The 24,919-nt window shown below is 31.2% G+C and carries 22 protein-coding genes and 3 tRNA genes; 10 read left to right on the top strand and 15 right to left on the bottom strand.

What is annotated here, in order from left to right:
• Positions 1–79: 79 nt before the first annotated feature.
• From FVE77_RS03215 to FVE77_RS03170, 10 genes are all read right to left on the bottom strand, one after another.
• The gene (locus FVE77_RS03215; RefSeq protein WP_026745622.1) at positions 80–871 is read right to left on the bottom strand and encodes a class I SAM-dependent DNA methyltransferase; all 792 of its coding nucleotides are present in this window, start codon (positions 869–871) and stop codon (positions 80–82) included.
• A 140-nt stretch (positions 872–1,011) separates the two neighbouring features.
• Positions 1,012–1,656: a peptidylprolyl isomerase gene (locus FVE77_RS03210; RefSeq protein WP_026745621.1), complete on the bottom strand. Its 645-nt coding sequence runs from the start codon at positions 1,654–1,656 to the stop codon at positions 1,012–1,014.
• Positions 1,657–1,711: 55 nt separating this feature from the next.
• The gene (locus FVE77_RS03205; protein ID WP_026745620.1) at positions 1,712–2,071 is read right to left on the bottom strand and encodes a hypothetical protein; all 360 of its coding nucleotides are present in this window, start codon (positions 2,069–2,071) and stop codon (positions 1,712–1,714) included.
• A gap of 32 nt (positions 2,072–2,103) precedes the next feature.
• A complete protein-coding gene (locus FVE77_RS03200) occupies positions 2,104–3,024 on the bottom strand; it encodes a manganese-dependent inorganic pyrophosphatase (RefSeq protein ID WP_026745619.1) in 921 nt (306 codons plus the stop codon).
• A 93-nt stretch (positions 3,025–3,117) separates the two neighbouring features.
• Positions 3,118–6,267, bottom strand: a complete 3,150-nt coding sequence (locus tag FVE77_RS03195; protein ID WP_036087645.1) for a UvrD-helicase domain-containing protein — start codon at positions 6,265–6,267, stop codon at positions 3,118–3,120.
• A complete protein-coding gene (locus FVE77_RS03190) occupies positions 6,257–9,127 on the bottom strand; it encodes a PD-(D/E)XK nuclease family protein (RefSeq protein ID WP_026745617.1) in 2,871 nt (956 codons plus the stop codon). The genes FVE77_RS03195 and FVE77_RS03190 overlap by 11 nt, the downstream gene beginning before the upstream one ends.
• Positions 9,128–9,498: 371 nt before the next feature.
• Positions 9,499–9,575, bottom strand: a tRNA-Arg gene (locus FVE77_RS03185).
• Positions 9,576–9,614: 39 nt separating this feature from the next.
• Positions 9,615–9,708, bottom strand: a tRNA-Ser gene (locus FVE77_RS03180).
• 18 nt (positions 9,709–9,726) lie between these two features.
• Positions 9,727–9,813, bottom strand: a tRNA-Ser gene (locus FVE77_RS03175).
• Positions 9,814–9,927: 114 nt separating this feature from the next.
• Positions 9,928–10,338, bottom strand: coding sequence for a DUF4870 domain-containing protein (locus FVE77_RS03170; protein ID WP_026745616.1), 411 nt, complete (start codon positions 10,336–10,338; stop codon positions 9,928–9,930).
• Positions 10,339–10,520: 182 nt separating this feature from the next.
• Between FVE77_RS03170 and tpiA the strand changes: the two genes are divergently transcribed.
• Entirely contained in the window at positions 10,521–11,288 is a 768-nt protein-coding gene (gene tpiA / locus FVE77_RS03165) for a triose-phosphate isomerase (protein WP_006804863.1), read from the top strand.
• 65 nt (positions 11,289–11,353) lie between these two features.
• Positions 11,354–11,560 (top strand): preprotein translocase subunit SecG, encoded by a 207-nt coding sequence (gene secG / locus FVE77_RS03160; RefSeq protein ID WP_006804864.1) that lies wholly within the window; start codon positions 11,354–11,356, stop codon positions 11,558–11,560.
• A gap of 246 nt (positions 11,561–11,806) precedes the next feature.
• Here the strand turns inward: secG and FVE77_RS03155 are convergent, their stop codons facing one another.
• From FVE77_RS03155 to efeO, 5 genes are all read right to left on the bottom strand, one after another.
• The gene (locus FVE77_RS03155) at positions 11,807–12,007 is read right to left on the bottom strand and encodes a twin-arginine translocase TatA/TatE family subunit (RefSeq protein ID WP_021769740.1); all 201 of its coding nucleotides are present in this window, start codon (positions 12,005–12,007) and stop codon (positions 11,807–11,809) included.
• Between the two features lie 2 nt (positions 12,008–12,009).
• Positions 12,010–12,723: a twin-arginine translocase subunit TatC gene (gene tatC / locus FVE77_RS03150; protein ID WP_026745615.1), complete on the bottom strand. Its 714-nt coding sequence runs from the start codon at positions 12,721–12,723 to the stop codon at positions 12,010–12,012.
• Positions 12,724–12,757: 34 nt separating this feature from the next.
• Positions 12,758–14,455, bottom strand: coding sequence for an FTR1 family iron permease (locus tag FVE77_RS03145; RefSeq protein ID WP_026745614.1), 1,698 nt, complete (start codon positions 14,453–14,455; stop codon positions 12,758–12,760).
• On the bottom strand, positions 14,433–15,671 hold the full coding sequence (gene efeB, locus FVE77_RS03140; RefSeq protein WP_026745613.1) for an iron uptake transporter deferrochelatase/peroxidase subunit: 1,239 nt from the start codon (positions 15,669–15,671) through the stop codon (positions 14,433–14,435). Before efeB ends, FVE77_RS03145 begins: the two co-directional genes overlap by 23 nt.
• Before the next feature lie 127 nt (positions 15,672–15,798).
• The gene (efeO, locus tag FVE77_RS03135; RefSeq protein WP_026745612.1) at positions 15,799–16,680 is read right to left on the bottom strand and encodes an iron uptake system protein EfeO; all 882 of its coding nucleotides are present in this window, start codon (positions 16,678–16,680) and stop codon (positions 15,799–15,801) included.
• A 300-nt stretch (positions 16,681–16,980) separates the two neighbouring features.
• Between efeO and FVE77_RS03130 the strand changes: the two genes are divergently transcribed.
• From FVE77_RS03130 to FVE77_RS03095, 8 genes are all read left to right on the top strand, one after another.
• Complete coding sequence (locus FVE77_RS03130) at positions 16,981–17,436, top strand: hypothetical protein (RefSeq protein WP_026745611.1); 456 nt, start codon at positions 16,981–16,983, stop codon at positions 17,434–17,436.
• 263 nt (positions 17,437–17,699) lie between these two features.
• A complete protein-coding gene (locus FVE77_RS03125; protein WP_026745610.1) occupies positions 17,700–18,542 on the top strand; it encodes an NAD(+)/NADH kinase in 843 nt (280 codons plus the stop codon).
• A 25-nt stretch (positions 18,543–18,567) separates the two neighbouring features.
• Positions 18,568–20,247, top strand: coding sequence for a DNA repair protein RecN (gene recN, locus FVE77_RS03120; protein WP_026745609.1), 1,680 nt, complete (start codon positions 18,568–18,570; stop codon positions 20,245–20,247).
• Complete coding sequence (locus tag FVE77_RS03115; RefSeq protein ID WP_026745608.1) at positions 20,223–21,227, top strand: tyrosine-type recombinase/integrase; 1,005 nt, start codon at positions 20,223–20,225, stop codon at positions 21,225–21,227. The genes recN and FVE77_RS03115 overlap by 25 nt, the downstream gene beginning before the upstream one ends.
• Before the next feature lie 4 nt (positions 21,228–21,231).
• On the top strand, positions 21,232–21,651 hold the full coding sequence (locus FVE77_RS03110) for a hypothetical protein (protein ID WP_026745607.1): 420 nt from the start codon (positions 21,232–21,234) through the stop codon (positions 21,649–21,651).
• 164 nt (positions 21,652–21,815) lie between these two features.
• Positions 21,816–22,433, top strand: coding sequence for a DUF1694 domain-containing protein (locus FVE77_RS03105; RefSeq protein WP_006804877.1), 618 nt, complete (start codon positions 21,816–21,818; stop codon positions 22,431–22,433).
• The gene (gene murA, locus FVE77_RS03100; RefSeq protein ID WP_026745605.1) at positions 22,426–23,694 is read left to right on the top strand and encodes a UDP-N-acetylglucosamine 1-carboxyvinyltransferase; all 1,269 of its coding nucleotides are present in this window, start codon (positions 22,426–22,428) and stop codon (positions 23,692–23,694) included. Before FVE77_RS03105 ends, murA begins: the two co-directional genes overlap by 8 nt.
• 160 nt (positions 23,695–23,854) lie before the next feature.
• Positions 23,855–24,904, top strand: a complete 1,050-nt coding sequence (locus FVE77_RS03095; RefSeq protein ID WP_081690282.1) for a 2,3-butanediol dehydrogenase — start codon at positions 23,855–23,857, stop codon at positions 24,902–24,904.
• Positions 24,905–24,919 lie beyond the last annotated feature (15 nt).

Genomic DNA, 24,919 nt, shown 5'->3' with positions numbered 1-24,919 from the left:
TTTGTAGTAAAATTCCAACTATTCCCCTCACATTTCTTAATTTTTCAGCATAATATCAAAAAGTTCAAGTATTTAAAAACTACAATTTTTTTAATACAAAAAATATTCTGCTTTCTCCAAATTCAGGATTAGAAGCTGTATCAAATACTTCAAACCCTTTGTTCTGGACAGTTTCCACAATCCATTCTGGATCATAAATGAATTTTTCCTGAACCTCATTGTATTTTCTGAACAAATTATCGTTTTTATCCTCACGAATAAACAGGTCAATCTCTACAATATGTTTTTTCCCGCTTATTTTCTCATGCCGCCAGATACTCGTATATTCAGGCTCTTCATCCAGAAATATATCATTTTCAAATATTTCTTCAAAAATATCTTCCGTCACAGCGTCAAAAATTAAATACCCGCCTTTTTTCAAATTTTTCCCACATTTCTCAATAAATTTCAAAAATTCTTTTTCACTTTTCAAATAATTTATTGTGTCAAAATTGCAGATAATGTAGTCAACTGGCTGTATTTCATCACAATTTCCACTAATTCCGTGATTTCTGCCCACATCCAAACTTTCATAAAAAATTGCCTTATTTTCATAACTTACGATATTATCTCTTATCAGCTTGTAATTACCGTCCGCCAAGTTTTTTCCAATTAGTTTTTTTTCAGAAATATCCAGCATTTTTTCAGATAAATCTACCCCTATGACAGGAAATCCGTCCCTAAGAAATCTCCATATAAACTCCCCTGTTCCGCATCCCAAATCCAGAACTGCCCCTTTTTTTGTAATAAACATTCTTAAAAATTTATACCATACATCATAGTTTACGTGTTTCATAAAAACATCGTAAATTTCCGCAAATTCCCTATGCATTAATTTCCCCCTCATCATTATTTATTTGTTATTATTATATCACTTTTACCCTTATTTGTGAATATTGGCACAAATCTGAATCAAATTCAGGCATAATCAAAAGAAAAACTCCCCAATTTAAGCAGGGAGCTTTTCATTCTTTAGCGTTTTGCAGGTTTTACAAGCTTGCTTTCCCATTCGCTGACTTCCTCAGGGAAATAATCTAAAAATTTGTCAATCTTTCTACCTTTTATATCAATATTCAGTATCTTGTCATCCTGCCTCAATGTTCTTAGCACACCTAGATCCTCACGAGTTTTTGTCCCGCCAATAATTGTATGCTTTTTATTAAGGTTAGTCAGCGGACTCATCGTTATGAAAAACTGGCTGCTGTTCGTATCAGGTCCGGAATTTGCAAAAGCAAGCATTCCTTCATGCGCAAATGTCAGCCAGTCTGAAAATTCATCCTTCAAATAATATCCAGCTGTCCCAGTTCCATCTCCCACAGAATCTCCTCCCTGAATCAGTCCATTCGGAATAATTCTATGAAAAGTCAGTCCGTTATAAAAGTTGTTTTTTGCCAAAAATACAAAATTTGCCACATTTTTAGGAGCGGCTTCAGGATACAAGTAAAAGGAGATATTCCCCTTCGTTGTCATAATAACCGCTTCCATTTCAAAACTTCTCATAGCTTTTTCAAATTTTTTATTTTCTCTCGACTTGTTTACCTTCTTTTCCTTTGCACCTGCAATTCCTACTATTAAAATCATCAGTATGCCAGCCAATATCGTTATTTTCTTCTTCATAAACTTTCCTCGCTATTTTAAGCATAGTTACTGCACATTTTCCCATAAAAAACAGCTAGTTGCTGTACAGCCTCTTCACATGCCCTATCATTTCTTCAATTTCCATTTTGCCATTAAAATCAAATTCCAGAATTCTAAAATCAATATCTTCTATTTCCATATTGTATTTTAAAAGCTCCTTTTCTTCCATAATATTATCATAAATAACAAGTACAGAAAATTGGTTTCCAAAGCCATCCACAAGCTCTAGCGTGTTAATTACACGATTTTTTTTCATGTTAAGAGAATTTCTTATTATTTCATTCGCTGTCTTTTTACTTCTAACTTCCTTATAAAGTTCAGAAATTATTGGAGGCAGTTTTATTGCAAATAATATTTTCAATTCTTCTCTTTTCTTAAATTTTACTATTGCCATTTTTCAAATCCTTATTTTTTATTTTTATAAATTTACCCTTGAATTACTTTTGTCAATGGCGGAATAATTTGTTTCTTTCTTGAAACAACACCTTTCAAAGTTACCAAGTTGCTGTCAACTTTTTCTCCAAACGCTTTTTCGATAATATCATTTCCATCTCCTGAAACTAGAGCCACAGAATCATTTGATAAAATATTTGTGATTGCAAACATAAAGAATTTTAGTCCTTCTTTTGTAATAATATTATTAATTTCAGCAAGTAATTTTTCTTTTCTTTCCAAAACTTCTGTTTCATTTACAGTATTAACTTGTGCAACACCGATTTTTGAACCATCAATTTCAAAGATTTTCATATCCATATTTAACAGTTCTGCTTCAGATTTATCTCCAAGCGCAGTTCCAGCCTTTAACATTTCAAGTCCATACTCATCCGCATTTACTCCAGCGATTTCAGCCAGTTCCTTACCAGCCTTCACATCACATTCTGTACAAGTTGGAGATTTGAACAATAATGTATCTGAAATAATTGCACTTAACATAAGTCCAGCAGTTTCCTTGCTTGGGACAAGATTATTTTCCTTAAATAATTTTAAAATAATTGTCGCAGTACATCCAACAGGCTCTAATCTTGCATATAAAGGCTCATCCACATTAAAGTTTGAAATTCTGTGATGATCAATTAGTTCCAGAACTTTTGCTTCTTCAAATCCTTCAGCAGTTTGAGTTCTCTCATTATGATCCACCAGTATTATTTCTTTTCCAGCCACATTTTCCACTAATTCAGGTTTTTCAACTTTAAAATAGTTCAAAGCATACTTGGTTTCTTCATTAATTTCTCCAAGTCTTACAGCCTTAACTTCTTTTCCTAATTTATTTTTCAGTTCCGCATAAGCAATTGCCGAACAAATTGTATCTGTATCTGGATTTTTGTGTCCAAAAACTAATATTGACATATTTTTTCCTCCTAAATTTTAATCATTTCACATTATTATAACCTATTAATCTTATTTTTGAAATAGAAAAATCCGTTTTTTTCAAAAATCACTTTAAACTTCTAACAATTGAGCATCAATTTCATAATCTGCCGAAACTTTTTTGCTTAAAATATCCCTATATTCATTAATCTGTTCCTGATACTTCTCATTCGTTTCAGGCTCAAATCCAGTCTTATAATCATAAATATAGATTTTCTTATTTTCCTCATCAATATTAATTCTATCAATGATACGTTTTTTCCCTTCGGAATCATAAATTTCAAATTCCGTGTAAACTTTGTATTTCTCATCATAAATATCTCTATTTTTTTCAATAAATTTTTCCATTCTAACAATTAATTCTTCTACAATCTTTTTCCCAAGCATATTTCCATATCGGCTCAAAAGTGCAGATTTTGCAATTAATTTATCATTTTCCAGATTATTTGAAATATGTTCAAAATAGTAATGCATTGCAAGCCCTTTTTTACGTTTAAACTCATTTTCCAATGTATTTGAAGATTTTTTTACAACAAATTTATCATCATCAAAATACGTTTCAAATAAATTATTGCTCACTTTTACATCTGAAGTATCTGTTGTTTCTTCAGGAATTTCCGATTCTACAATTTCACCTATTTCATATCTGTTTTCATCTTCATAAGCATCTATCACTCTTTTCACTAAAGAATCAGCATATCGTTTGTCTTTTGTTATTTCAGCGTCAAACAATAATATCAGATTTTTTTTAGCACGAGTCAATGCAACATAATCATTGTTAATTTCTTCCATCATTTCTTTTTGAGAATTATTATCTCTCATTTCACTCAATTCATTCTCAAACATTTTTTTATTATAATCTGTAAACAGCACAATAAATTTTTTTACAATATTAAATTTTTCATCAAAATCTAAATAGCTTTTAAAATTATCTTTATCTGTACGCCCCTTATTTGTTTCTCTTTTATAATAAAATACCGTATCAAATTCTAATCCTTTTGAAGCATGAATCGTCAGTAAATTTATCGCATTTATATCCTTGCTGCTAACCTGTTTCAAATTTTCCTTTTCTTCTTCGGCAAATGTTATAAATTCATATAAATTACTGTATTTTTTCAAAATGTTAAAAAATATAAAAATGTTTTTCAAATCACTGTTTGTTGAATAAAATTTTGTTATTTCAAATTTCTCAACAAGTTTTCTTGAAAAATTTTCTTTTTGATATTTATCATTCAAGTTTATTGACAAGACTTTCAAATCCTTAATTTTATTGATAATTTCCTCAAAAATTAGTCCATTTCTTTCTAAAGTATTAATTTTTTTATATTCTAAAAGTTTTTCTTTTATCTCATCATCTTTTTGAATATTAATAAACTCTTCAAAGCTATTTATTTTAGAATTACCGGCAATATACTTCATAATCTCATTTTTATTTTCTAGCAGATATTTTACATGGCTATTTAATCCACCAATCAAGTCACTTCTCACAAATTCTAACAAATATTTAAAATTATCAAATGCAAAAAATTTAATTAGCTGATACATTGGAACAATAGGCTTGTACTCCAAAATAGTTGCCTTGCTTTCAAGTGTATACGGAATTTTTGCCTCATTCAACGCTGTCGCAATTTCTTTTAAATGAATATTTTTACGACAGATAATTGCACTCTTTCCCAGATTTTTTATTTGACCATCTTTTATCATGTCAATAATTTTTGTATAAATTTTTTCTTTGTCTTCCTTTGTATCTTGAATAAAATATCCAAAATATCCTCTTTGATACTCTTCATCTTCCCTATAGCCAGAATCTGTATAATTCCAATTAGAATCATAGCCATTAAATATTTTATTAACATTCTCGATAATTTGCTTGTAACTTCTATACGATTTATCCAGAGTTTGAACATTTCCTTGAATCATTGTTTCTAATTTTTCAAATAATTCCTTTTCTCCACCACGCCAATTATAAATGCTCTGTTTTTCATCACCAACGCAAATAATATTTTCCGAAGTATTCATCATTAATTTCAAAATTTTCCACTGCAAAATGCTCGTATCTTGAAATTCATCAATCATGATTGTGTCTATTTTCCCGCCGATTAATTCAAGAAATTCTTCTGTAACTTTATCATTTTCCACAAATTTTAGTTCTTTATTGAAAATAAATTCATACGTGTACACCAAAATATCATTGTAAGTAAATCTTTTTGAAGAAATTTTGATTTTTTGAGCGATATTAAATATGATTTGAGCGATAGTTTTTAATTTTTTGTCTAATGGCAGTACTTTGCTTACAAAAATATATTCAGACAATTTTTCTTTTAAATTTTCAGAACTTTCCTCCAATTCTTCTCTATCATCTTGATTTTTCGCTCCTTTAGTATAATTTCCATTCCAAATTTTCTTTTCAAAAAATAAATCTACTTTTAGAGCAACTAATTCCAATTTCGCTTTTATTTTCTGATTTTCATTTTTACTTTCATCTTTTATTAAAATACTATATTTCTTGTAAAGACTATGAAATGGCTCTGTTAAAACTTCTTCTACATCTTTACCCTTTTTATCGGAAATTTCTTCAATTTTTTTAAATATCCCATCTAATTCATCTATAAATCTATATGATATTTTCTTATTCTCTGGCATCTTAAAATCTCTTGCCAAAACAAATTTTGGATGCATTTCCAATATTTCTTCAATAATTTTTATATAGACTGCGATATTTTTTTTCTCTTTTTTTTCATCAAAAATAAATTTGAATTTTTGAAAAATTTCTTCATTTTCAATTATTTTTATCAAAACTTTTGAATAAAATTCATCTGTTTCCTTCTCAAAAATCTCATAATTGTAAATATTAAAATACGGTGCTATTGCATTTTTAAAGATTTGGTTAGTAAAACGGTCAATGGTAGAAATCCGAATGTCCTCTTTATTTTTTATCATTTCAAAATAAATATTTTGTAATTCTTTTTTATTCAAATTATCAAATTTATAGATTTCTTTTAAATTTTTTTCTAATTCTGCTCCATTTCCTTTATCAAAAGCGATTTGATATAAAAAATCAAAAATTCTCTCTTTGATTTCAGCTGTAGCTTTTTTTGTAAAAGTCATTACAACTATGTTTTTGTAATTAACACCTCGTACCAGATTAGCTATAAACTCTAGCGATAGTCTGTATGTTTTTCCAGTTCCTGCACTAGCTTTCAAAATTATATTATTCAGCATCGCTTAATTCATCCTCCCCTCTACAAATATTTATGTATTCTTTGTAAAGATAATTTTTTTGGTTTTTGATATTACCTAAATCATAAAACTCTTCATTTCGATATTTATAAATCACTTCTTCAACATCTTTTGAAGTTAGTATTTTATCATGCGTTCTCTCGTCTGGCACTAACTTACCTTCCCAAGTATCTACAATAATTTTTTCAATATTTTCATTATTGTCATTTTCCAGCATTAATGAATAGTAATCCAGCTGTTCCATTGCTTTATAAACTTTATCAGTTTTATAGCCCTTTTGTCCATCTCTCAATTTCCCTGACTTATAATCAAATAAGTAATTTTTATTACTCGTTTTTATATGCAAATCTGTAACTCCATTAATAGATACATTTTCAAACAGTTCTTTTTCTGAAGATAATTTTATTCTTTCCTCAAAGTAAATTTCAATATCGTTTTCTGTTTCCAGTTTCTTAATTAATTCCTCAAAATATTTTTCTGCAGATTTTAAAATTTCCTCAAACGACACTTTTTTATAAAACTCCAAATATTCTTTAGGAACTTTATAATCAAATGAATTAAGCACTTTTTCCAAAATTTCTGCCAGCTGGTTTCTATCAATTTTGAAAGTTTTATTCTCGAAGTCTGCTTTGTTTTTCATAACGACATTTTCATAAAAAGAGTGAATTATTGTTCCAAATATTTTAACATTTATTTCATCTTCAATCTCTTCAACTTCTTGCTCTCCAATCGATTTTTTCAGATAATATCCGTACTCACAATCTCTCATTTCTTGAAATGAATAATACCCCAATTTCAATTTTTCATTTTTTATTTTATTAAGATCTTTTTCCAGTTTTGACGGAATAAAATCTCCAATTTCCCTTTTTTCCCATTTTTCTTTTCTATCTTTTAAAAAATATTTTTTTACAAAATAAAGCTCTTCAGCCTCGCTTATTTCACCTTTTATAACTCCAATTCCATACTTCAGTTTCAATTCCTCGATAACACTTGCTGAATCAATATTGTTTTCCAAGTCTTTAATATAGGCTAAATATACATTTTTTGCACTAAGTATGTTTTGGTAAATTTTAAACATTCCAATCAGTTTCTTGTCATCACTTGTTGGAAGTCCCATTTTTGCACGTTGAATTTTTGAGAATAAAAAATTATTCATTTTTATTTTTGGAAATGAATCCTGTAAATTTAAAATAATTATATTTTCCTTCGTTGTTTCTGAAATATTTTCAAATGAGTTTATTGCAAATCTGTTTTCCAAATCTTCTTCTGCACTGTCCTCCAAATTCAGTCCAATCGATTTTTTATCCAAATATTTCAAAAATAATTTTAATAAATTAGCTGAAATATTTTGACTAAAAAATTTATCCCACAAATTATCAAAGCTAAAATCTTCTAACACGAGCATTTCGGATAAAGCCTCAAAGTATTTATCTTTCACATTTTTATCTTCTTTTACTTTCCTTTCATTATTTAGATAGATTTTTTCCAAATAATCGCTATATTCCGCCAATGTCGTGTATTCATAAATCTTTTCCAGCTCTTTGACAAATTCAATAATTTTACTGATAGCAGTCATTCTTTGATTATAAATTTCTTTAAATTTCGCTTTTTGAGTTTCTTTTTCCAATTTTTTCAAATCTTCTTGATTAATTCGTTCCAATTCCTCTCGTGAAATGTATTTATAATCTTTTGAAACCAAATCTTGAAAAATCTGATAGCTTTCTTTCAAATTAAAAATATTAAGTAAATCATTAGATTTGTATGCGTCATAAAAATCTTTCGTTCTAAACAGAAACAGTTTTTCCTTGTCTTTTCTGTCAATTTCTCTCAGATTGTCTAGCAAATTGTAAATTAAATTCAGTATTTTGTATATTTTCGTATCTTTCATAGTTATTTCTAAATTTGAAGAAATTTTTTTCTGTTTTAAAAGCTGATAATCACTTTTTACCTCTTCAGAATTTTCCTCAGCCTCAAAAATTCTATAATTTTCTCTCGCATCTTCATTTTTCTTACTTGCCTTTTTGCTATCCTTCTCAACTTGTTCTAATTTTTTCACTAATCCTAATAATTCTCCAAATTTACTGCTAAATTCATGAATTTCCACATTTATATTTTTTGACTCAAAAATCTCTCTTGCGGGCAATGAAAAACCATCCTTTATTTTCAACTTTTCCTCATTAAAATCATTTTCCGAAAGCTGCAAAATATTTTCTACAGCAATCCCTCTATTTTCAATTTCTCCAATTAACTCCTTTTCAAATGGAGTAATTTTAACTTTATTCACAAAGCAAATTTTAGAAAACTTCTTCAAAAAATTGTCCGAAATATTTTCCACATTTCTAAGCATATACGGCAAAATAAGCCCTTTCCGCTGCACAACTTTTTTCATCTCATTATCAATCTCAACCAAAGTTCCAAAAGTTTCAGCTTGCCATTTCTCCAGCTCAATTTTTTCCAGATCAATCTTATATTCCTGCAATTCTGCAAATAAATTGTAGTAATTATAGGCAACATCAATAATATCATAATAATTATTAACCTTCATATCCCTTTTCAGCTTCTCAGTCAAAGCATTGTAAAAGAGCACAACCTGTTTCTCTTCTTTTACCACAATTTTATCAGTAACAAAGACATTCTCATAAAAATCATAACTATTCATCATCTTGAAATTCTGAAAAATCCCTAATTCCTGCTGTATTTCCTCATTCTGTAAAAATTCCCTTTTTATCTCAAAAAACGAAGCCGAATTTTCAAATACAAAAAGCGTATTTTCATTCTTTTCAAACTCTTCAAACAATATATTCTTTAAATCAGAGCCAATCCCTTTATAAGTAATTTTCATAATATTTTGCCCTCCTCAAACTGCAATTTTCTTATTTTGAAATTTAATTTTGTTAATCAAATAAGCAAATTTATTTGATAGCTTATTTTAAATTTTTTGATTAATAAATATTCTTTCTATAATTCTTATATTTTTCCTTCTTTTATACTGGCCGCCATCTCCTTTATAATCTCAACTCATCTAAGCATTTTTTTTAATCACGACATTAAATTATAAATATTGCTATATTTAAATTTCAGATTTTTAAACTCGGAAATTATTAAACAAAAAGCTAGGATTTCAACCACATTCTATTTATTTTTTTAAAAAAAAATCTCAAAACATTAATTTTGAGAGTGATTATCGTTATTATTTTTAGTTAATTTATTTAGTGGCGCACCTGACAGGAGTTGAACCCATAACCTTCTGATCCGTAGTCAGACGCTCTATCCAATTGAGCTACAGATGCATTTGTTTGTATTGAATTAATTCGTCTATTAAAAAAAAATGGCGGAGAAGGAGGGATTTGAACCCTCGATCCAAGTTTTAGCCCGGATACTCCCTTAGCAGGGGAGCGCATTCGGCCTCTCTGCCACTTCTCCAAAAATATAAATTTTAAATGGCGGGTGAACTGGGATTCGAACCCAGACATCTTGCGATTTCGCCGGTTTTCAAGACCGGTCCCTTAGCCGTTCGGACATCCACCCATACATTACTCAGTTAGTATATCACACATTTTTATAATTTGTCAATAACTTTTTCATAAATTTTGTTAAAATTTGTATACAGGGGCATAAAATAGCCTATACCCCTTATTTCTATTAGTCTACAAATAGTAAATCCGTAATTTTTTCTATAAAAGGAATTTTAAATTCTTTTTTCAAAGCTGATGATACTGTTGCAATAATTTGGAAAACAGATAATATTACAAAAATTACGAAAAATAAGATATTTCCCGCGACTATAATAATATTTAAAAATGTCGAAATTAACAATAGCACTGTTACTGCCAATGTCTGTTTTGCATAGGCTCTTACAAATCCATTCTCCTGCTCCAGAATTAATGCAATTATTGGTATTAATAGGCTAAATCCCATTGAAAAACTTAGTTTTATTGGAAATGAAGCGGCTTCGATTCTAAATCCTGCAAAAAAACTTAGATTTATAAGAAAAGCTGCAGCATAAGCTCTTAATCCTGCAATTGATTTTTTTTCACCGATATTATTGTCCATATACTCCTCCTAATCTTAATATATTTTTAGATTTTATTTACTTTAATTACTTAAAAGAATTTTAACATAAAAGATATAAAAAATCAAATTGAAAAATTCGTGTATTAGCATTGATAAAAAAAGCAATATGTGATAAAATAAAAGAAAATGTAAAATATTAAATAAATAATGGAGGAGAAACTATGAGAAAAGTAATAGTAGCTGGAAACTGGAAAATGAACAAAACTGCAAAAGAGGCCGCACAATTCTTCAATGAATTAAAACCTTTAGTAGCAGATGTGAAAAATGCAGGAATCGTAATTGGAGCTCCTTTCACTGCACTAGAAACAGCAACTAGAGAAACTGCAGGAAGCAACATTAAAATTGCTGCTGAAAATATGAACGCTAAAGAAAGCGGAGCATATACTGGAGAAGTTTCACCATTGATGTTAAAAGATTTAGGTGTAGAATATGTGATTTTAGGACATTCTGAAAGAAGAGAATATTACCACGAAACTGATGAAATCATCAATGAAAAGGTAAAATCAGCATTGGCTCACGATTTAAAACCAATCTTATGTTTCGGAGAAACTTTGGAAGAAAGAGAAGCTGGAACTACTAACGATGTTGTAAAAACTCAAATTACTGGTGGATTAAAAGATGTAACAGCCGCTGAAATGGCAAACGTTGTACTTGCTTACGAACCAGTATGGGCAATTGGAACAGGTAAAACTGCTACTCCAGAACAAGCTCAGGAAGTTCACGCATTCATCAGAGGATTATTAACTGATTTATATGGAAAAGAAGTTGCAGAAAACGTAACTGTTCAATATGGCGGTTCAATGAACGATGCAAATGCAGCTGACTTAATCGCTCAAACAGACATTGACGGCGGATTAGTAGGAGGAGCAAGTTTAATTCCTGAAAAATTCGCTGTAATAATAAAAGCCGGAGATGCAGCAGCTAAATAATTATTTTGCAATAAAAATTAATTGGCTATTCTCTTGTTTTGTAAATTATAGGAGGAAGTAATAACGTGTTAGAAAATTTATTAATTATAGCTCTAGTAATTTTATCAATCATCATGATAAGCGTAATTTTACTACAGCCAGACAGAAGCCAAGGTTTAGCAAAAAGTTCTGCTAATATCTTGGACGAAGAAAAAGAAGGAATTGAGAAATTTACAGAAATTGTTGCAACATTATTTCTAGTTGTCGCAATCTTATTCCAAATTGTAAGATAATTTTTAAAAAGTAAATTTTTTTGATTTTTTATAAAAGTATTAAAATCACAGTTAAAAATATTGGCTGTGATTTTTTCTTGTTTTAATTTTTTTGATTAACAAATATTTTTTGACAAAATTTTAGCAACACAATTTTCTCAAATAAAAAAATATAAGGACACAGTAATAATGCCCTTATATTGGGTGGAATCAAAAAATTGGTTATAAAATTATATTAATTTATTTATTTATTTTAAAAATAATTTTTTATTTATCTTCTTTTTTATCCTCTATATTTTTAGTTTCATCACTTTCTGACTCAATTCCAGAAACTGATTTTTTAAATTCTCGAATCATTTTTCCGATGGATTCTCCCAGTTCAGGCAGTCTTTTTGGTCCGAAAATAAGTAATGCCCCAAGTATAAGAACTATTAGGCCTGGCGCTCCTATATCTCTGAAAATTCCCATTTTTAATCATTCCTCCTTCTTTTATAGACATATTTACAAACAGAAATACTCACTTCATAAAGCAAGATCAATGGTGCCGCCATCGTTAAATCGCTTATAAAATCAGCTGGCGTCAGAACGACTGCGACTACCAGTAAAATAAAGTAGCCATATCGCCTGTTTTTTATCAAATATTGCGGCGTTAAGATATGCAGCGATGTTAGAAATGCCACAATAACGGGCAATTCAAATATTACAGCAAGCGGTAATGATGTATGTAATACAAATGTTAAATAATTATTTGCTGTAAGCTGAATATTAAACAAATCATTGCCAAAAGACAGTAAAACATTTAATAACGCAGGTGTTACTATAAAAAATCCAAAAGAAAGTCCTGTAACAAATAATATAAAAGTTGCAGGCACATAAGATAAAATTGCCTTAGCTTCCTTTTCCTTAAGAGCAGGACGGATAAAAGCCCATAGCTGATAACTTGTAAAAGGCAATGTCAAACTAAAAGCACATATTCCAGCCAGCATTAAATAAATGCTCAAAATATCATTAGGTCCAAGAACTGTGAGCTTCTGCTTGAATGAAGCTGTCAGTAATTTGTAAATATCGGAGCAAAATAGCAAACTTACTAAAAAAGCCGCAATAAAAAATATAATTGTAATAATGAGTCTTTTCCTAAACTCGCTCAAATGTTCTACAAGCGTCTGTTCGTCAATTTTAGCCATTCTATTCCTTTCCGATATTTTATCTTTTAAAATTTTATTTATCTTTTCTCTTTTTTATCAATGCAGCAATCACGATAATCACAATTAAAATTAATTGACTAATAAATACTTCCATATTTGCATAAATTCCCAAAATTTCCATTGTAGGTATAAAATGAACTACGTGCAACGGTAAAATCCCAACAACTTGCAGCATGTGAATACTTGTTCCAAGCATTTTAAATGCAAGGAAATAAATTGTCCACGTAAGCACAAAAAACACTTGATGTATTTTTATTTTTGAAGAAGCATATATTAAAACAAGTGCAATTACAATTAATATCAATATCGCACTTACAATACCGATAATCAAATTCTGCAATGAAATTAACGGTAAAATTCCTACATAAAACAATATTGTTTCTGCCCCTTCCCTAAATACCGCAAGAAAACTAAGTACAAACATTGACACAAAACTTCCTGTACTTAACACAATATCCATTTTTTTATCAATATAATTTTTCCAAGATTTCAAGGATGATTTACTATGCAGCCAAAATCCAATCCCAATCATCATTATAACCGCAAAAATTCCTACAAATCCTTCCAGAATTTCACGGTTTGTTCCTGAAGATACGGCAGGAAATAAAGCCTGAAGAGTAAATGCTATTACCACACTTGCAAAAATTCCAGCAGCAGCTCCTGCATACACCCAACGTAATCCTTTCTTTTGATTTGCAGCTTTCAGACTGCTTACCAATGCTAGAACTATTAAAAGTGCTTCCACACCTTCACGAAGGAGGATAAACATTGCATCAATAAACGTATATTGTGCTTTTGTATCGATTTGTGATAATTCTGTAATTAATCCTTGTAATTGTTCCTGATACTCTTTTTCACTACCTTTTACCATGATTATTGGAGTCTGTGTTTCCACTTTTGTATATAAAGCCGAATTTCTCGTACTTACATCGCCTTCAACCGTAGGCCATACCTGAATAAACTCTTTCACTTTTGACTGACCTTTAGATTTATTTCCATTTTTAAAGGCTTCCAACGCATCTTTCAACATATCTACAGCTTCTTTTAGTGTAATTGTGCTTGAAACATTATTTTCTATCTTCTTGCCATCTAAATAGTCTTGTATTGTTGATTTCAAGTCATTAAAAGAATTTATTGTGTTGTCATAATCAAATGGCTCCACTTCCATAGAGCTTCTCAAAAACGACATTGCAGTTTCCACTTTTCCATAGTAAGGAATACTTCTGCTTCTTATAAAACTTTCATTTCTTGTCCATACGCCATTAAATTTTAGATATTCTTTCTTCATAAGTTCCACATCTTTAGATTGAATTGCCTTTTCCAGCACATCTAAAGCAGGATTCATTCTTGACTGGAACTTTTTCTTTTCCTCATTATCGTCAACAGGATTCTGCTCTTTTTCAAAAGCTAATAGTGCTGTTGTAACTTCTCTTAAGTCATCTTCTGACAATGTGGACTTTTCTTTATTTAAAAGTTCCTGCACTTTTTTCCCTTTTACTGAATCAGCATTTTTTACCTTTTTAAATTCATCCTTTACTTCGGAAAAAAGTTTTTTTGCTTCATTTTGATTATTGTTTCTTATTGCAGTCGCTGTATCTGTTATTTTTATATAAAGACTGCTGTAGCTTTCCTTTGCGATAACATTTGTGAAGAATAATATAAAACATAAAAATAGTAATATATTTATTTTATTCAAATAATTTCTGGCCAATGTATTCTCCTTTCCTTATTCCTCCAAAACACGCAAAAATTCCTGTTCCAATGTGAGTAATGTATTCATTCAGTTTATCTTCATTTCCTAAGCTGTTCTGAATCTTTATAAACTGATCAGGATGTTTTTGGAAACATATAAATAGTAAACCTGCATCAAACTGTCCACTCACTTCATCTATTCCATTGGAATACGAAAAAGCACGGCGTGCTATTTTAACATCAGCTTTTTTGGCAAGATAAACATGTGAATCAATTGGTAGAACCGGTTTCCCGTCTGGTCCTTTTTTATTTATGTCAATCGTTGCAAATTCGTCTGTTTCTCCAAAGGGAGCTCCACTTTCCTTATACCTTCCAAACGTATTTTCCTGCTCCTGCAAATTAGTTCTATCCCATGTTTCAAGATGCATTTGAATACGTCTTACAATAAGAAAAGTCCCATTTTTAAGCCAATTATCTTTATCATACCAGACAACATTTTTAAAATCATTATCATTTTTCGGATTTTCCGTTCCATCTTTAAATCCAAAAAGATTTCTTGGAGTTTCTTTTCCATTTCCAATTGGTAAAAAACCAGCTTGGGTCCATTTTAAAGTAATTAAGGCACGACCTTTACGAACAAGATTTCTCACAGCGTGAAACGCTACCTGCGCATCATCCGCACAAGCCTGAATACAAATATCTCCGCCTTTGTACTTATCCTTTATCTGGTCTCTCGGAAAATGTGGCAAATCCTTAAATTCTTCCATTTTCTTATTATCCATTTTCAATTTATCCAGAAAAGATGGACTTATTCCAAAAGTTATTGTCAAACGGTATGGATTTAATCCCACCGCTTCTCCTGTATCTAGTGGAGGAACTAGATGATTGGAAAGTTCAGGTGCAACAAGTTCACCTTTCATAAGTTTTTCAGAATAATCTGTCCAGTCCTTGAACATCTGCTTTATTTCTTCCCTGTCCGTAGAATGTAAATCTAATACCGCAAAATAGACATTTTTTTGAACAGGAGTAGCAATTCCTGACTGATGTTCCCCATAAAATGAAATCTTTTCATTTCCAACAACCTGATTTGCTTTACCGCTGAACATGTTGGCAAAAATAGCGCCAGCTCCACTTGCTCCAATTGCGGCTCCAGCTCCTACCATTCCAGCTTTTTTCAAAAAATCACGACGTGATATTTTTTTGTCAAACCATTTTTTATCATTTTCGTCACTCATTATTTTACCTCTTTTATACTGCAAGTTATTTTAAGATGTGTTCGATAATCTAAACGTTAATTTTAACAAGGAGAATTAACTCCTTATCTAAATAATACTTAAACATATTAGTTACCGAATAATTACATTATTTCTTAGGAGTTGCGTCTATTACGATTCCCATTTGCGATAAAGGTTCTCCAAGTTTAGTAACTGCTTCAGCTAGAGCTTTTGTATCTTCTTTTGTTAATTCTGTATATAATTTGTAATGCTTATCATCAGTCATATATTTATCAAGAAGTGCATTTACAGCTTTAAATTCAGTATCTAAAGTTGTTACAAGCTTAGCATCTTTTTGTTCTAATTTAGGTCTAAATAGTTCAAAAATTTTCTGAGCCCCTTCGATGTTTGCTCTAAAGTCGTATAAATCAGTGTGCGAGAATACTTCTTCTTCTCCAGTAATTTTTTGAGTCGAAACTTCATTTAACAAGTCAATCGCTCCTGTAACCATTAAATCAGGCGTTACTTCAATTGTAGCAATTTTTGCCTTTAGCTCCTTAATGTCGTTTACAAGATCGTCTGCGTATTTTTCAGTTCCTTTTGTAGTGTTTTGCTCCCACAGTATTTTTTCAATTCTATGAAAACCTTTCCATCCTTCTTCATTTTTAAATTCTTCCTTGAAGTCTACAAGACGGTAATCTATCTTAATATCAGATTCTCCAAAACTTTCAGCAATAGGTTCAGATCTTTCATAAGCCATACGGATTAACGGATATGCTTTTTTTGCTTCCTCTAATTTTCCATCCTTTAGTAATTGTGCAAAGTTTTCTGTATCCTTTAAAAGCATATCAATCTGACCTTCAACATATTTCTTGTATTCAGCAGTTTCCTTACTCAAATCAGCTTTTCCTTGTTCAGCAGTTTGCTCTGCTGTTGTTCCAGCCTTCCCAGCTTCCTTTGCTCCAGCGTCTTTCCCACAACTTACCACCACTAATGCTCCAATAATTAGTAAAATTCCCATTTTTTTCATAAAAAAATTCCTCCTAGTTTATATTTATGGTATAATTATACTTTTTATTCTTTTATTTGTAAAGCAAAATTATTTGATTTTCAAAATTTTTTAGTTTGCCCCAATATATTGTGCGATATATTATTATAATAAAACAGCCTGCTATTTAAATGAAAAACAGTATAAAAACATCCGAACATATATTATAAAAGCGTTAGAAACTCTCTGTAATACACATGATAATAAAAGGAAAATATATTGAAAAAATGGATACTAAATGTTAGAATACATTAAACGATTAATACAAAGGAGAAGAATGGCATGAAAAATAATTTAAAATCTTTATTTGCTCTCTGCATCTTTTTGCTTTCATTCAATATATTTGCTGACAGTATTGTATTTACTAAAAAAGCTCCCTTCGAGGAACTGCCTGAAACTGTGGAATGGGATATAAGAAACGGAACAATGGGATATATCGCCAATCAGCAATGCTTCATCTCGACTTACAGAGCTTTTTACAAGAATTCTTCACTTGATCATGTAAATCTTTATGCAACCTGCATTGACACATATCCAGGGCGTAAAGTTGAATGGGACAATCCAAAAATCCCTGCAAATGCAGAGAAAAAAACAATTCATGTCCTAGGAAAAAATTTTTCACAAAGAATGCTGAATGACATGAAAAGAGGGAAAAACGCTTTCATCATAAAAAGGCTCTATTACTATACCCCTTCACATAGAAATTACAGACGCAGTGAATACTATTATTCTGAATAAATAAATTAACCGGGCTGCTGGATTTTTACGGCAGTCTTTTTTTAGCTTAACAATTAGATTTTTTTATAAAGCTGTCAAATTAGCTGTTATAAAATTTTAATTTCTATTTTTTAAATGGAGTTCAGCATTAAATCAGATTATATTCAGACCTTAAAAATATTTAGAAAACTTATGGAAAAAAATCTTTAAAAATGATACAATATCTCACAAAGGTAAAAAAATGTTTTAGAATTTAATTTTAATGTTTAAAAGAGGTATTTATTATGGGAAATTCTGAAAAATTGGAAAATAATGATAATCTAAACAAGAAAAATCAAGTTAAAAAAGTTAGAATTATAAAAAGTGGATACGGAGATGAAAATTTATTAAAGGACTTTTATAATTTCCTGAAAAAAAAAGATATTCAGGAAGTTTTTGGAGTGGAAGAAGCTGACTTGATAATTTCACTTGGCGGAGATGGGACAATGCTTGTAGCTGTAAAAGAAGCTATTTCCAGAGATATTCCCGTTCTTGCAATAAATATGGGCTCTCTTGGCTATCTTGCAGAAGTGAAGCCACAAAATGCGGCGACAATGCTTCAGGACTACCAGAACGGAAAATACAAGATTGAGGAAAGGGCATTTTTAGAAGTAAAATATGAAGATAATATTTTTTATGCACTAAATGAGCTTGTAATAACAAAGGGAGGGCATGAAGCACATCTAATACAGGTGGAAGTTTACTCAAACGGTGTTTTTGTGAACAAGTACAGGGCTGACGGAATAATTGTCGCAACTCCTACAGGATCTACCGCTTATTCGCTTTCTGCTGGCGGTTCAATTGTCCACCCTGGACTAAATGCGCTCTCTATAACCCCTCTTGCTTCACAAAGCCTGACAGCAAGACCGATAATTGTAAACGGCTGCGAAGTCCTAAGTTTCAAGGCAACCTCCAGAGATGACTCAGTTCACCTGAATATCGATGGAAATCAATGGTTTCAAATACAGCCAAATGATTTGGTATCCGCAAGATTATCAAAGAAAAAAATCCGAATAATAAAACCTACAAACAGCGATTATTACAGCATTCTCCGACAAAAACTGAAATGGGGAGATTCTGTTTTATAAAAAATAAAATAGTGAAAGGGAAAAGATGTTAAGGGAATTAAGATTAAATAATTTAGCAATAATCAAAAAATTGGATTTAGAATTTAATAAAAAATTTATTGCATTGACTGGGGAAACTGGAGCTGGTAAATCAATTATTCTGGATGGAATTTCACTATTAATTGGTGAAAGAAGTCATACAGATATGATTAGGAATGGGGAAGAAAGCCTTTTTGCAGAAGGTATTTTTGAATTGGATGAAAATCAGAAAAAAAGGCTCAATGAACTTGGGTTTGAGATAGACGATGACGAACTTATCATAACACGGTATTTCGACAGGAGTGCCAAGTCAAAGATTACTGTAAATGGTTCAAGGCTTACTTTGTCAAGATTAAAGGAGCTTATGGTAAATATTATTGATCTGGTTGGGCAGCATGAACATCAGTTCCTCCTGAATGAGGAATACCATTTGCACTTGCTTGACAGATTTCTTGATGACGAGGGAAAGGAACTTTCTAAAAAGATTCGTGAAAACGTAAATGAAATAAAAAAATTAAATTCAAGAATAAGGAATATTGAAGAAGAAAAAGAAAAAATTGCAGAAAAAAAAGATATTCTAGAATTTCAGTTTAATGAAATCAACAATCTTAATCTAAAGGAAAATGAAGATGAAGAGCTGGAAGAAGAGTATAAGATACTTTTCAATGCTGGAAAAATTAACGAAAAGCTGGGAGAAACTTCAGAACTTTTGAAAGAGGGAGAATTTTCGATTTTATCAGCACTTGGAAGGGCTAAGAGAAATTTGGAGCAGCTTTCGGATTTGTCAGAATCTTATAGCGAATTATACGATAAGATTGAGTCTGTACTTTATGAAGTGGAGGAAATTTCGTATTCTGTAGATAATTTTTCTGGAGATGTCGAGATGGACGATGAGAAACTGGAAAAAACTGTCGAAAGAATTGACGCAATTAACAAGCTGAAATTAAAATATGGCTCAACAATTACTGAAATCCTTGAATACAAGGATAAGCTTGAAAAAGATCTGTCATTAGTTAATTTTGAAAATGAAGAGCTGGAAAATTTAAAAGCTGAAAAAAATGAACTGGTAAGCCAATATTTTCAAGATGGTGAAAGACTTAGCCAAATTCGTATGGAAATCGCAGAAAGCCTTCAGAACACAATTGATATTCAGCTAAGCGACTTAAATATGGAAAATGCAAAATTCAAGGTAGAAATTACAAAAACTGAAGAAATAACGGCATACGGCATAAACAACGCAGAATTTTTAATTGCGACAAATGTAGGAGAAACATTCAAGCCGCTTGCCAGAATAGCTTCAGGAGGGGAAATTTCACGTATAATGCTTGCTCTTAAAACTGTGTTTTCTGCTGTTGACAATATCTCCGTACTGATTTTTGATGAAATTGATACCGGAATTTCTGGAGAAACTGTCAGAAGAGTTGCTGAAAAATTACGGGAACTTTCGAGAAACACGCAAATTATCTGTGTAACACATTCCCCACAAATTGCTGGAAAGGCGCAGCAGCAGTTTTTCATCAAAAAGGAAATTGAAAATAACTTTACAGAAACAAAAGTACGGGAATTAAATACGGAAGAAAGAATAAGGGAAATTGCAAGAATTATTTCAGGAGACAACATTACAGAAGCATCTGTTAATCATGCTAAGGAGATAATGGGGCTATGGGACAAAAAAGTATTAATTTAAAAAATCCGGCAAAAGAAAATTCAAATTTAACTGAACATATTTCCAAAACAGAAGAAAAAAATAATGAAAATAATTCAAAAAGCAAAAGAAAAGTTCAAAAGAAAAAAATATCACGTGAAAATAAAACGCAAATTAGAGAATTTCTTGATTTTCTTGAATTTGAAAAAGGAAGTTCCAAAAACACTATTACTGGATACAATCGTGATTTGCTGCAATTTTTTCTGTTTGCTCAAAAAAATTTTTCTGAAATTGAAGAAAAGGATATTTTTCAATATATAGAAAATTTGAATGAAAAATTGAGAAGAAATTCGGTATTGAGAAAAGTTTCAGCTTTAAAGACATTTTATAAATTTTGTTATTTGAATAAAGACGTGGAAAAGGATCCGACAGGAATGATAAAAACTTTGAAACGTGAACAAAGGCTTCCTGAAATTTTAACACTGAAGGAAATGAAACAAATTGTCGATAACTGCCCTCACACGCCTGAAGGAATGCAAAACAAGCTGATTATCAAAATTCTCATTGCAACTGGAGCAAGAATTTCAGAAACCTTAAATCTGGAAATAAAAGATGTGGAAAATCAGGACTATGAATTTATAAAAGTGCTTGGAAAAGGTTCAAAATACCGTATAATACCAATTTATGACAGTCTTGAAAATGAAATAAAAAACTATTTGACTATTTACAGACCAAAATTAAAAAATGCGAGCGAAAGTTTTAAGATTTTTCCAAATACTCGACGGGAAAAATTCTGGAAAGATTTAAAAACCATTGCAAAAAATGCAAAAATTGAAAAAAATGTTTATCCACATATTTTCAGACATTCGCTTGCGACAATTTTACTTGGAAATGGCGCAGATATACGTATTGTTCAAGAAATACTCGGACATGCCAACATTACAACAACAGAAGTCTACACGCATGTTGAAAAATCCAAATTAAAAATGATCTATAATAACATAAAGCTGGGAGATGACTAGAAAAATGAGAGAAAAACGTGAAACAGGAAAACATAGCGATGAAAAACTAAGAGTATTGCTATTCACAATCGCAGCATACTTTATCATCTTCATTATAAAGAAGATGGACATAATAACTCCATACTTCGGAATTATTATGATGATTCTGCTCTACATGTACGCAAACTACAGTCTAATAAACATGTTCTTTACAAGTAAAAGAACAACTTTTAAGATATACGCCTTTCTTCTTCTTGAAGTAATTTATCTTTTTACTGCAAACGTTTCGTTAATAGGAGCAATTTTATATACCGCACTGTTTGCATGCCTATTTTTTTCAATCCGGAAGGATGAAGGACGTGAAGAAATACCCAAAATAACCAAGTTCATAAATATATTTATTCTATTTAAAGCTGTATTTGTTCTTTCCATGCTAGTTTTTTAGCTATATATCTACATTTTCTTAATTATATAAATATGAAAAATTAACTGAATACTAAAATTGGTTAAAAGTTCTAAAAAACAGTTGAGAAATGTTAAAAAAAGTAGTATAATGAGAAAATACGATAAATTTTAAACACTAAATTTAAAGATAAGCTGAATATTTATATGAATTGGAGAAATGAAATGAGAACTGGCGTTAATAACTGCAACAATGAAGCAGATGTTATGAAATCTGTAGAAGAGGCGACAGATAGAGCTGTAAATGCCCAAGTTGAAAAAAATCTGTTTCTTGGGGAATACAAAGAAAGAATTATAAAGGCTCTTACATTTGAGGAAATAAAGGAAAAAGGGATTTATTATGAGATAGAGAAGGCTTTAGAAAATAAAGATGCAGCCAAAATGGTTATTTCCCGTCATGTAGATTTTAATAATATAAAAAAATATATTGAAATAGCAAAGCAAAAGAAAATACCGTATAAAATGATAGATAATCTCGCGTCCATGGGGGAAATAGCACTTGTTGTCGTTGCAAAGGATGCAATTATCCATGAAGCTGGAGACGAGATTATTGTAACTTCCAAACTGGAGAAATGCCATTTGAAGCACTTGCCAGATGTGTATTATGAAGCTATGGAAAGTGCAGTTTGTAATTTTCATTTAAATATAATAAAAAATGAAATGCCTGAATATGCTAAAAATTATAAAGAATTAACGTTCATGGACAAGCTATTTGGCTCAAAATGTCCGATATGTCAAAAATTAGGAGGAAAAAAACGTGGTTGATGGATTTAGAATAAAAGGAAAAACACCATTAAATGGTGTTATTAAGGTAAGTGGAGCTAAAAATGCAGCACTTCCGATAATTATAGCGACACTTGTTGCAAGAGGAGAATACATTTTACGAAATGTGCCAAATTTACGTGACATCAGAGTAACAATGAGACTGCTGGAAGATTTGGGAATGGAAACTGAGAAATTAGACGACAATACTTATAAAATTGTAAATAACGGATTTAAAAGGACAGAAGCAAGCTACGAAATTGTAAAGCAGATGAGAGCATCATTCTTAGTAATGGGACCAATGATTGCAAATCTGGATGAAGCAGTTGTTTCACTGCCTGGAGGATGTGCAATTGGTTCGAGACCTGTTGACTTGCATCTAAAAGGATTTGAACTGCTGGGAGCAGATATTACAAGAGTTCATGGATATGTGCATGCAAAAGCCGATAAATTAAAAGGAGCCGAAATTCCATTAGGCTTTCCAAGCGTAGGAGCTACTCAGAACATTATGATGGCGGCAGTAAAAACTCCTGGAAAAACTATTATTTCAAATGCTGCAAGAGAGCCTGAAATTGTTGACTTAGGAAACTTTTTAAACAAAATGGGAGCAAAAATTACAGGACTAGGAACACCAAATATTGAAATTGAAGGAGTTGAAGAGCTTCACGCTGTGGAATATTCGATTATGCCAGATAGAATTGAAGCAGGAACTTATGTGATAGCTTCATTAGTTACAGAAGGAGATTTAAAAATACAGGATGCAAGACTTGAAGACCTCGGAGTATTCAAATCAGAACTGGAAGCAATGGGAGCAAAGTTTGAACAGGATGGAGATATTTTGGCTGTAATAGGAAAAGTAAAAGATTTGAAACCATCAAAGATAAAAACTTTGCCGCATCCAGGATTCCCAACAGACATGCAGCCTCAGATGATGCTGCTGCAAGCCCTTGTAAACGGAGGAAGCTCAATGGAAGAAACTGTATTTGAAAACAGATTTATGCACGTGCCTGAATTTAACAGAATGGGAGCAGATATTACTATAAAACATGGTATTGCCTTTATAAACGGGGGACTTCCTCTAACAGGTGCAGAAGTGATGTCTTCTGACTTAAGAGCGGGAGCAGCGCTGGTTCTTGCGGCACTGGCGGCTGATGGCGAAACAATTGTAAACAGAGTTTACCATATTGACAGAGGATACGATAAATTGGAATTAAAACTGAATACTGTCGGCGCTCAGATTGAAAGAGTTAAGCTTGATATATAATTGACAAATATAATACTGAACATGGCTAAAAAACTAAATGACACATAACTTTGGTTTTCCTGCCATGTTTTTTTATAAATAGATATTGCTTTTAAAGAAAAACAGGGTATACTATTATAGTACGGAAATAAAATATTAATAAATTAGGAGGAAATAAAAAATGGCAGTAATGAAAGCCGCTAGATGGCATAATAGAAAAGACGTAAGAGTTGAAGAGGTAGAAGTTCCAGAAATTACAAAAGAAAATCAGATTAAGATTGCAGTAAAATATGCAGGAATCTGTGGGAGCGATTTACATGAATATCTAGGAGGTCCTATTTTTATTCCAGCCGATAACCCACATCCATATACTGGAGAAAAAGCCCCAATTACAATGGGACACGAATTTTGCGGAGAAGTTGTGGAAATAGGAAGCGGAATTACAAAATTTAAAGTTGGAGACAGAGTTACAGTTGAGCCGATTCTAGCAAAAAATGGGCTAATTGGAAAATATAATTTGGATCCTAATTTGAACTTTATTGGACTTGCAGGTGGAGGCGGAGGTTTCTCTGAATTTGTAGTTGTAAATGAAGATCAGGCTCACAAACTTCCTGATGAAATCGACTATGAACAGGGAGCATTGACAGAACCTGCAGCTGTAGCCGTTTATGCAGTTAGACAAAGCAGATTTAATACTGGCGATACTGCAGCAGTATTTGGATGCGGTCCAATCGGACTTCTTATAATTGATGCATTAAGAGCTTCTGGCGCAACAGAAATCTATGCCGTGGAAGTTTCGCCTGAAAGACAGGAAATTGCCAAAAAATTAGGTGCAATAATCGTCGATCCTACGAAAGTAAACTCTGTTGAGTACATAAAAGAAAAAACAAATGGAGGAGTAAATGTTTCATACGAAGTTACAGGAGTTCCAGCAGTATTGCAGCAATCTCTTGAAGCCGCTGAGAAAGATGGAGAGCTTATGGTTGTGAGCATCTGGGAAACAGAGGCCCCTATCCAGCCTAACGAAGTGGTAATTCAAGAAAGAACGATAAAAGGGGTTATTGCATATCGTGATGTGTTCCCTAAAACATTGGAACTGATGAAACAAGGATATTTCTCAAAAGATTTATTAGTAACAAAAAGAATTAAATTAGAAGATATTGTAACTGAAGGATTTGAAGCTCTTGTAAAAGAAAAGAGCCAAGTTAAAATTTTAGTATCACCTAAATAATTTATATATTTAATT

Source organism: Leptotrichia hofstadii (assembly GCF_007990525.1).
GTDB classification, from domain to species: Bacteria; Fusobacteriota; Fusobacteriia; order Fusobacteriales; family Leptotrichiaceae; genus Leptotrichia; species Leptotrichia hofstadii.
The sequence above is the reverse complement of the archived record's forward strand: the minus strand, read 5'-3'. Positions and strand labels throughout refer to the sequence as shown.

Coding starts and splice junctions, on each gene's coding strand:
- efeO (WP_026745612.1), bottom strand. CDS start 16,680: ATGAAAAAAATGGGAATTTTACTAATTATTGGAGCATTAGTGGTGGTA.
- FVE77_RS03110 (WP_026745607.1), top strand. CDS start 21,232: ATGAGAGAAAAACGTGAAACAGGAAAACATAGCGATGAAAAACTAAGA.
- FVE77_RS03170 (WP_026745616.1), bottom strand. CDS start 10,338: ATGGACAATAATATCGGTGAAAAAAAATCAATTGCAGGATTAAGAGCT.
- FVE77_RS03200 (WP_026745619.1), bottom strand. CDS start 3,024: ATGTCAATATTAGTTTTTGGACACAAAAATCCAGATACAGATACAATT.
- FVE77_RS03215 (WP_026745622.1), bottom strand. CDS start 871: ATGCATAGGGAATTTGCGGAAATTTACGATGTTTTTATGAAACACGTA.
- FVE77_RS03095 (WP_081690282.1), top strand. CDS start 23,855: ATGGCAGTAATGAAAGCCGCTAGATGGCATAATAGAAAAGACGTAAGA.
- FVE77_RS03190 (WP_026745617.1), bottom strand. CDS start 9,127: ATGAAAATTACTTATAAAGGGATTGGCTCTGATTTAAAGAATATATTG.
- FVE77_RS03115 (WP_026745608.1), top strand. CDS start 20,223: ATGGGACAAAAAAGTATTAATTTAAAAAATCCGGCAAAAGAAAATTCA.
- FVE77_RS03130 (WP_026745611.1), top strand. CDS start 16,981: ATGAAAAATAATTTAAAATCTTTATTTGCTCTCTGCATCTTTTTGCTT.
- FVE77_RS03155 (WP_021769740.1), bottom strand. CDS start 12,007: ATGGGAATTTTCAGAGATATAGGAGCGCCAGGCCTAATAGTTCTTATA.
- recN (WP_026745609.1), top strand. CDS start 18,568: ATGTTAAGGGAATTAAGATTAAATAATTTAGCAATAATCAAAAAATTG.
- tpiA (WP_006804863.1), top strand. CDS start 10,521: ATGAGAAAAGTAATAGTAGCTGGAAACTGGAAAATGAACAAAACTGCA.
- FVE77_RS03125 (WP_026745610.1), top strand. CDS start 17,700: ATGGGAAATTCTGAAAAATTGGAAAATAATGATAATCTAAACAAGAAA.
- FVE77_RS03205 (WP_026745620.1), bottom strand. CDS start 2,071: ATGGCAATAGTAAAATTTAAGAAAAGAGAAGAATTGAAAATATTATTT.
- tatC (WP_026745615.1), bottom strand. CDS start 12,723: ATGGCTAAAATTGACGAACAGACGCTTGTAGAACATTTGAGCGAGTTT.
- efeB (WP_026745613.1), bottom strand. CDS start 15,671: ATGAGTGACGAAAATGATAAAAAATGGTTTGACAAAAAAATATCACGT.
- FVE77_RS03105 (WP_006804877.1), top strand. CDS start 21,816: ATGAATTGGAGAAATGAAATGAGAACTGGCGTTAATAACTGCAACAAT.
- FVE77_RS03195 (WP_036087645.1), bottom strand. CDS start 6,267: ATGCTGAATAATATAATTTTGAAAGCTAGTGCAGGAACTGGAAAAACA.
- FVE77_RS03210 (WP_026745621.1), bottom strand. CDS start 1,656: ATGAAGAAGAAAATAACGATATTGGCTGGCATACTGATGATTTTAATA.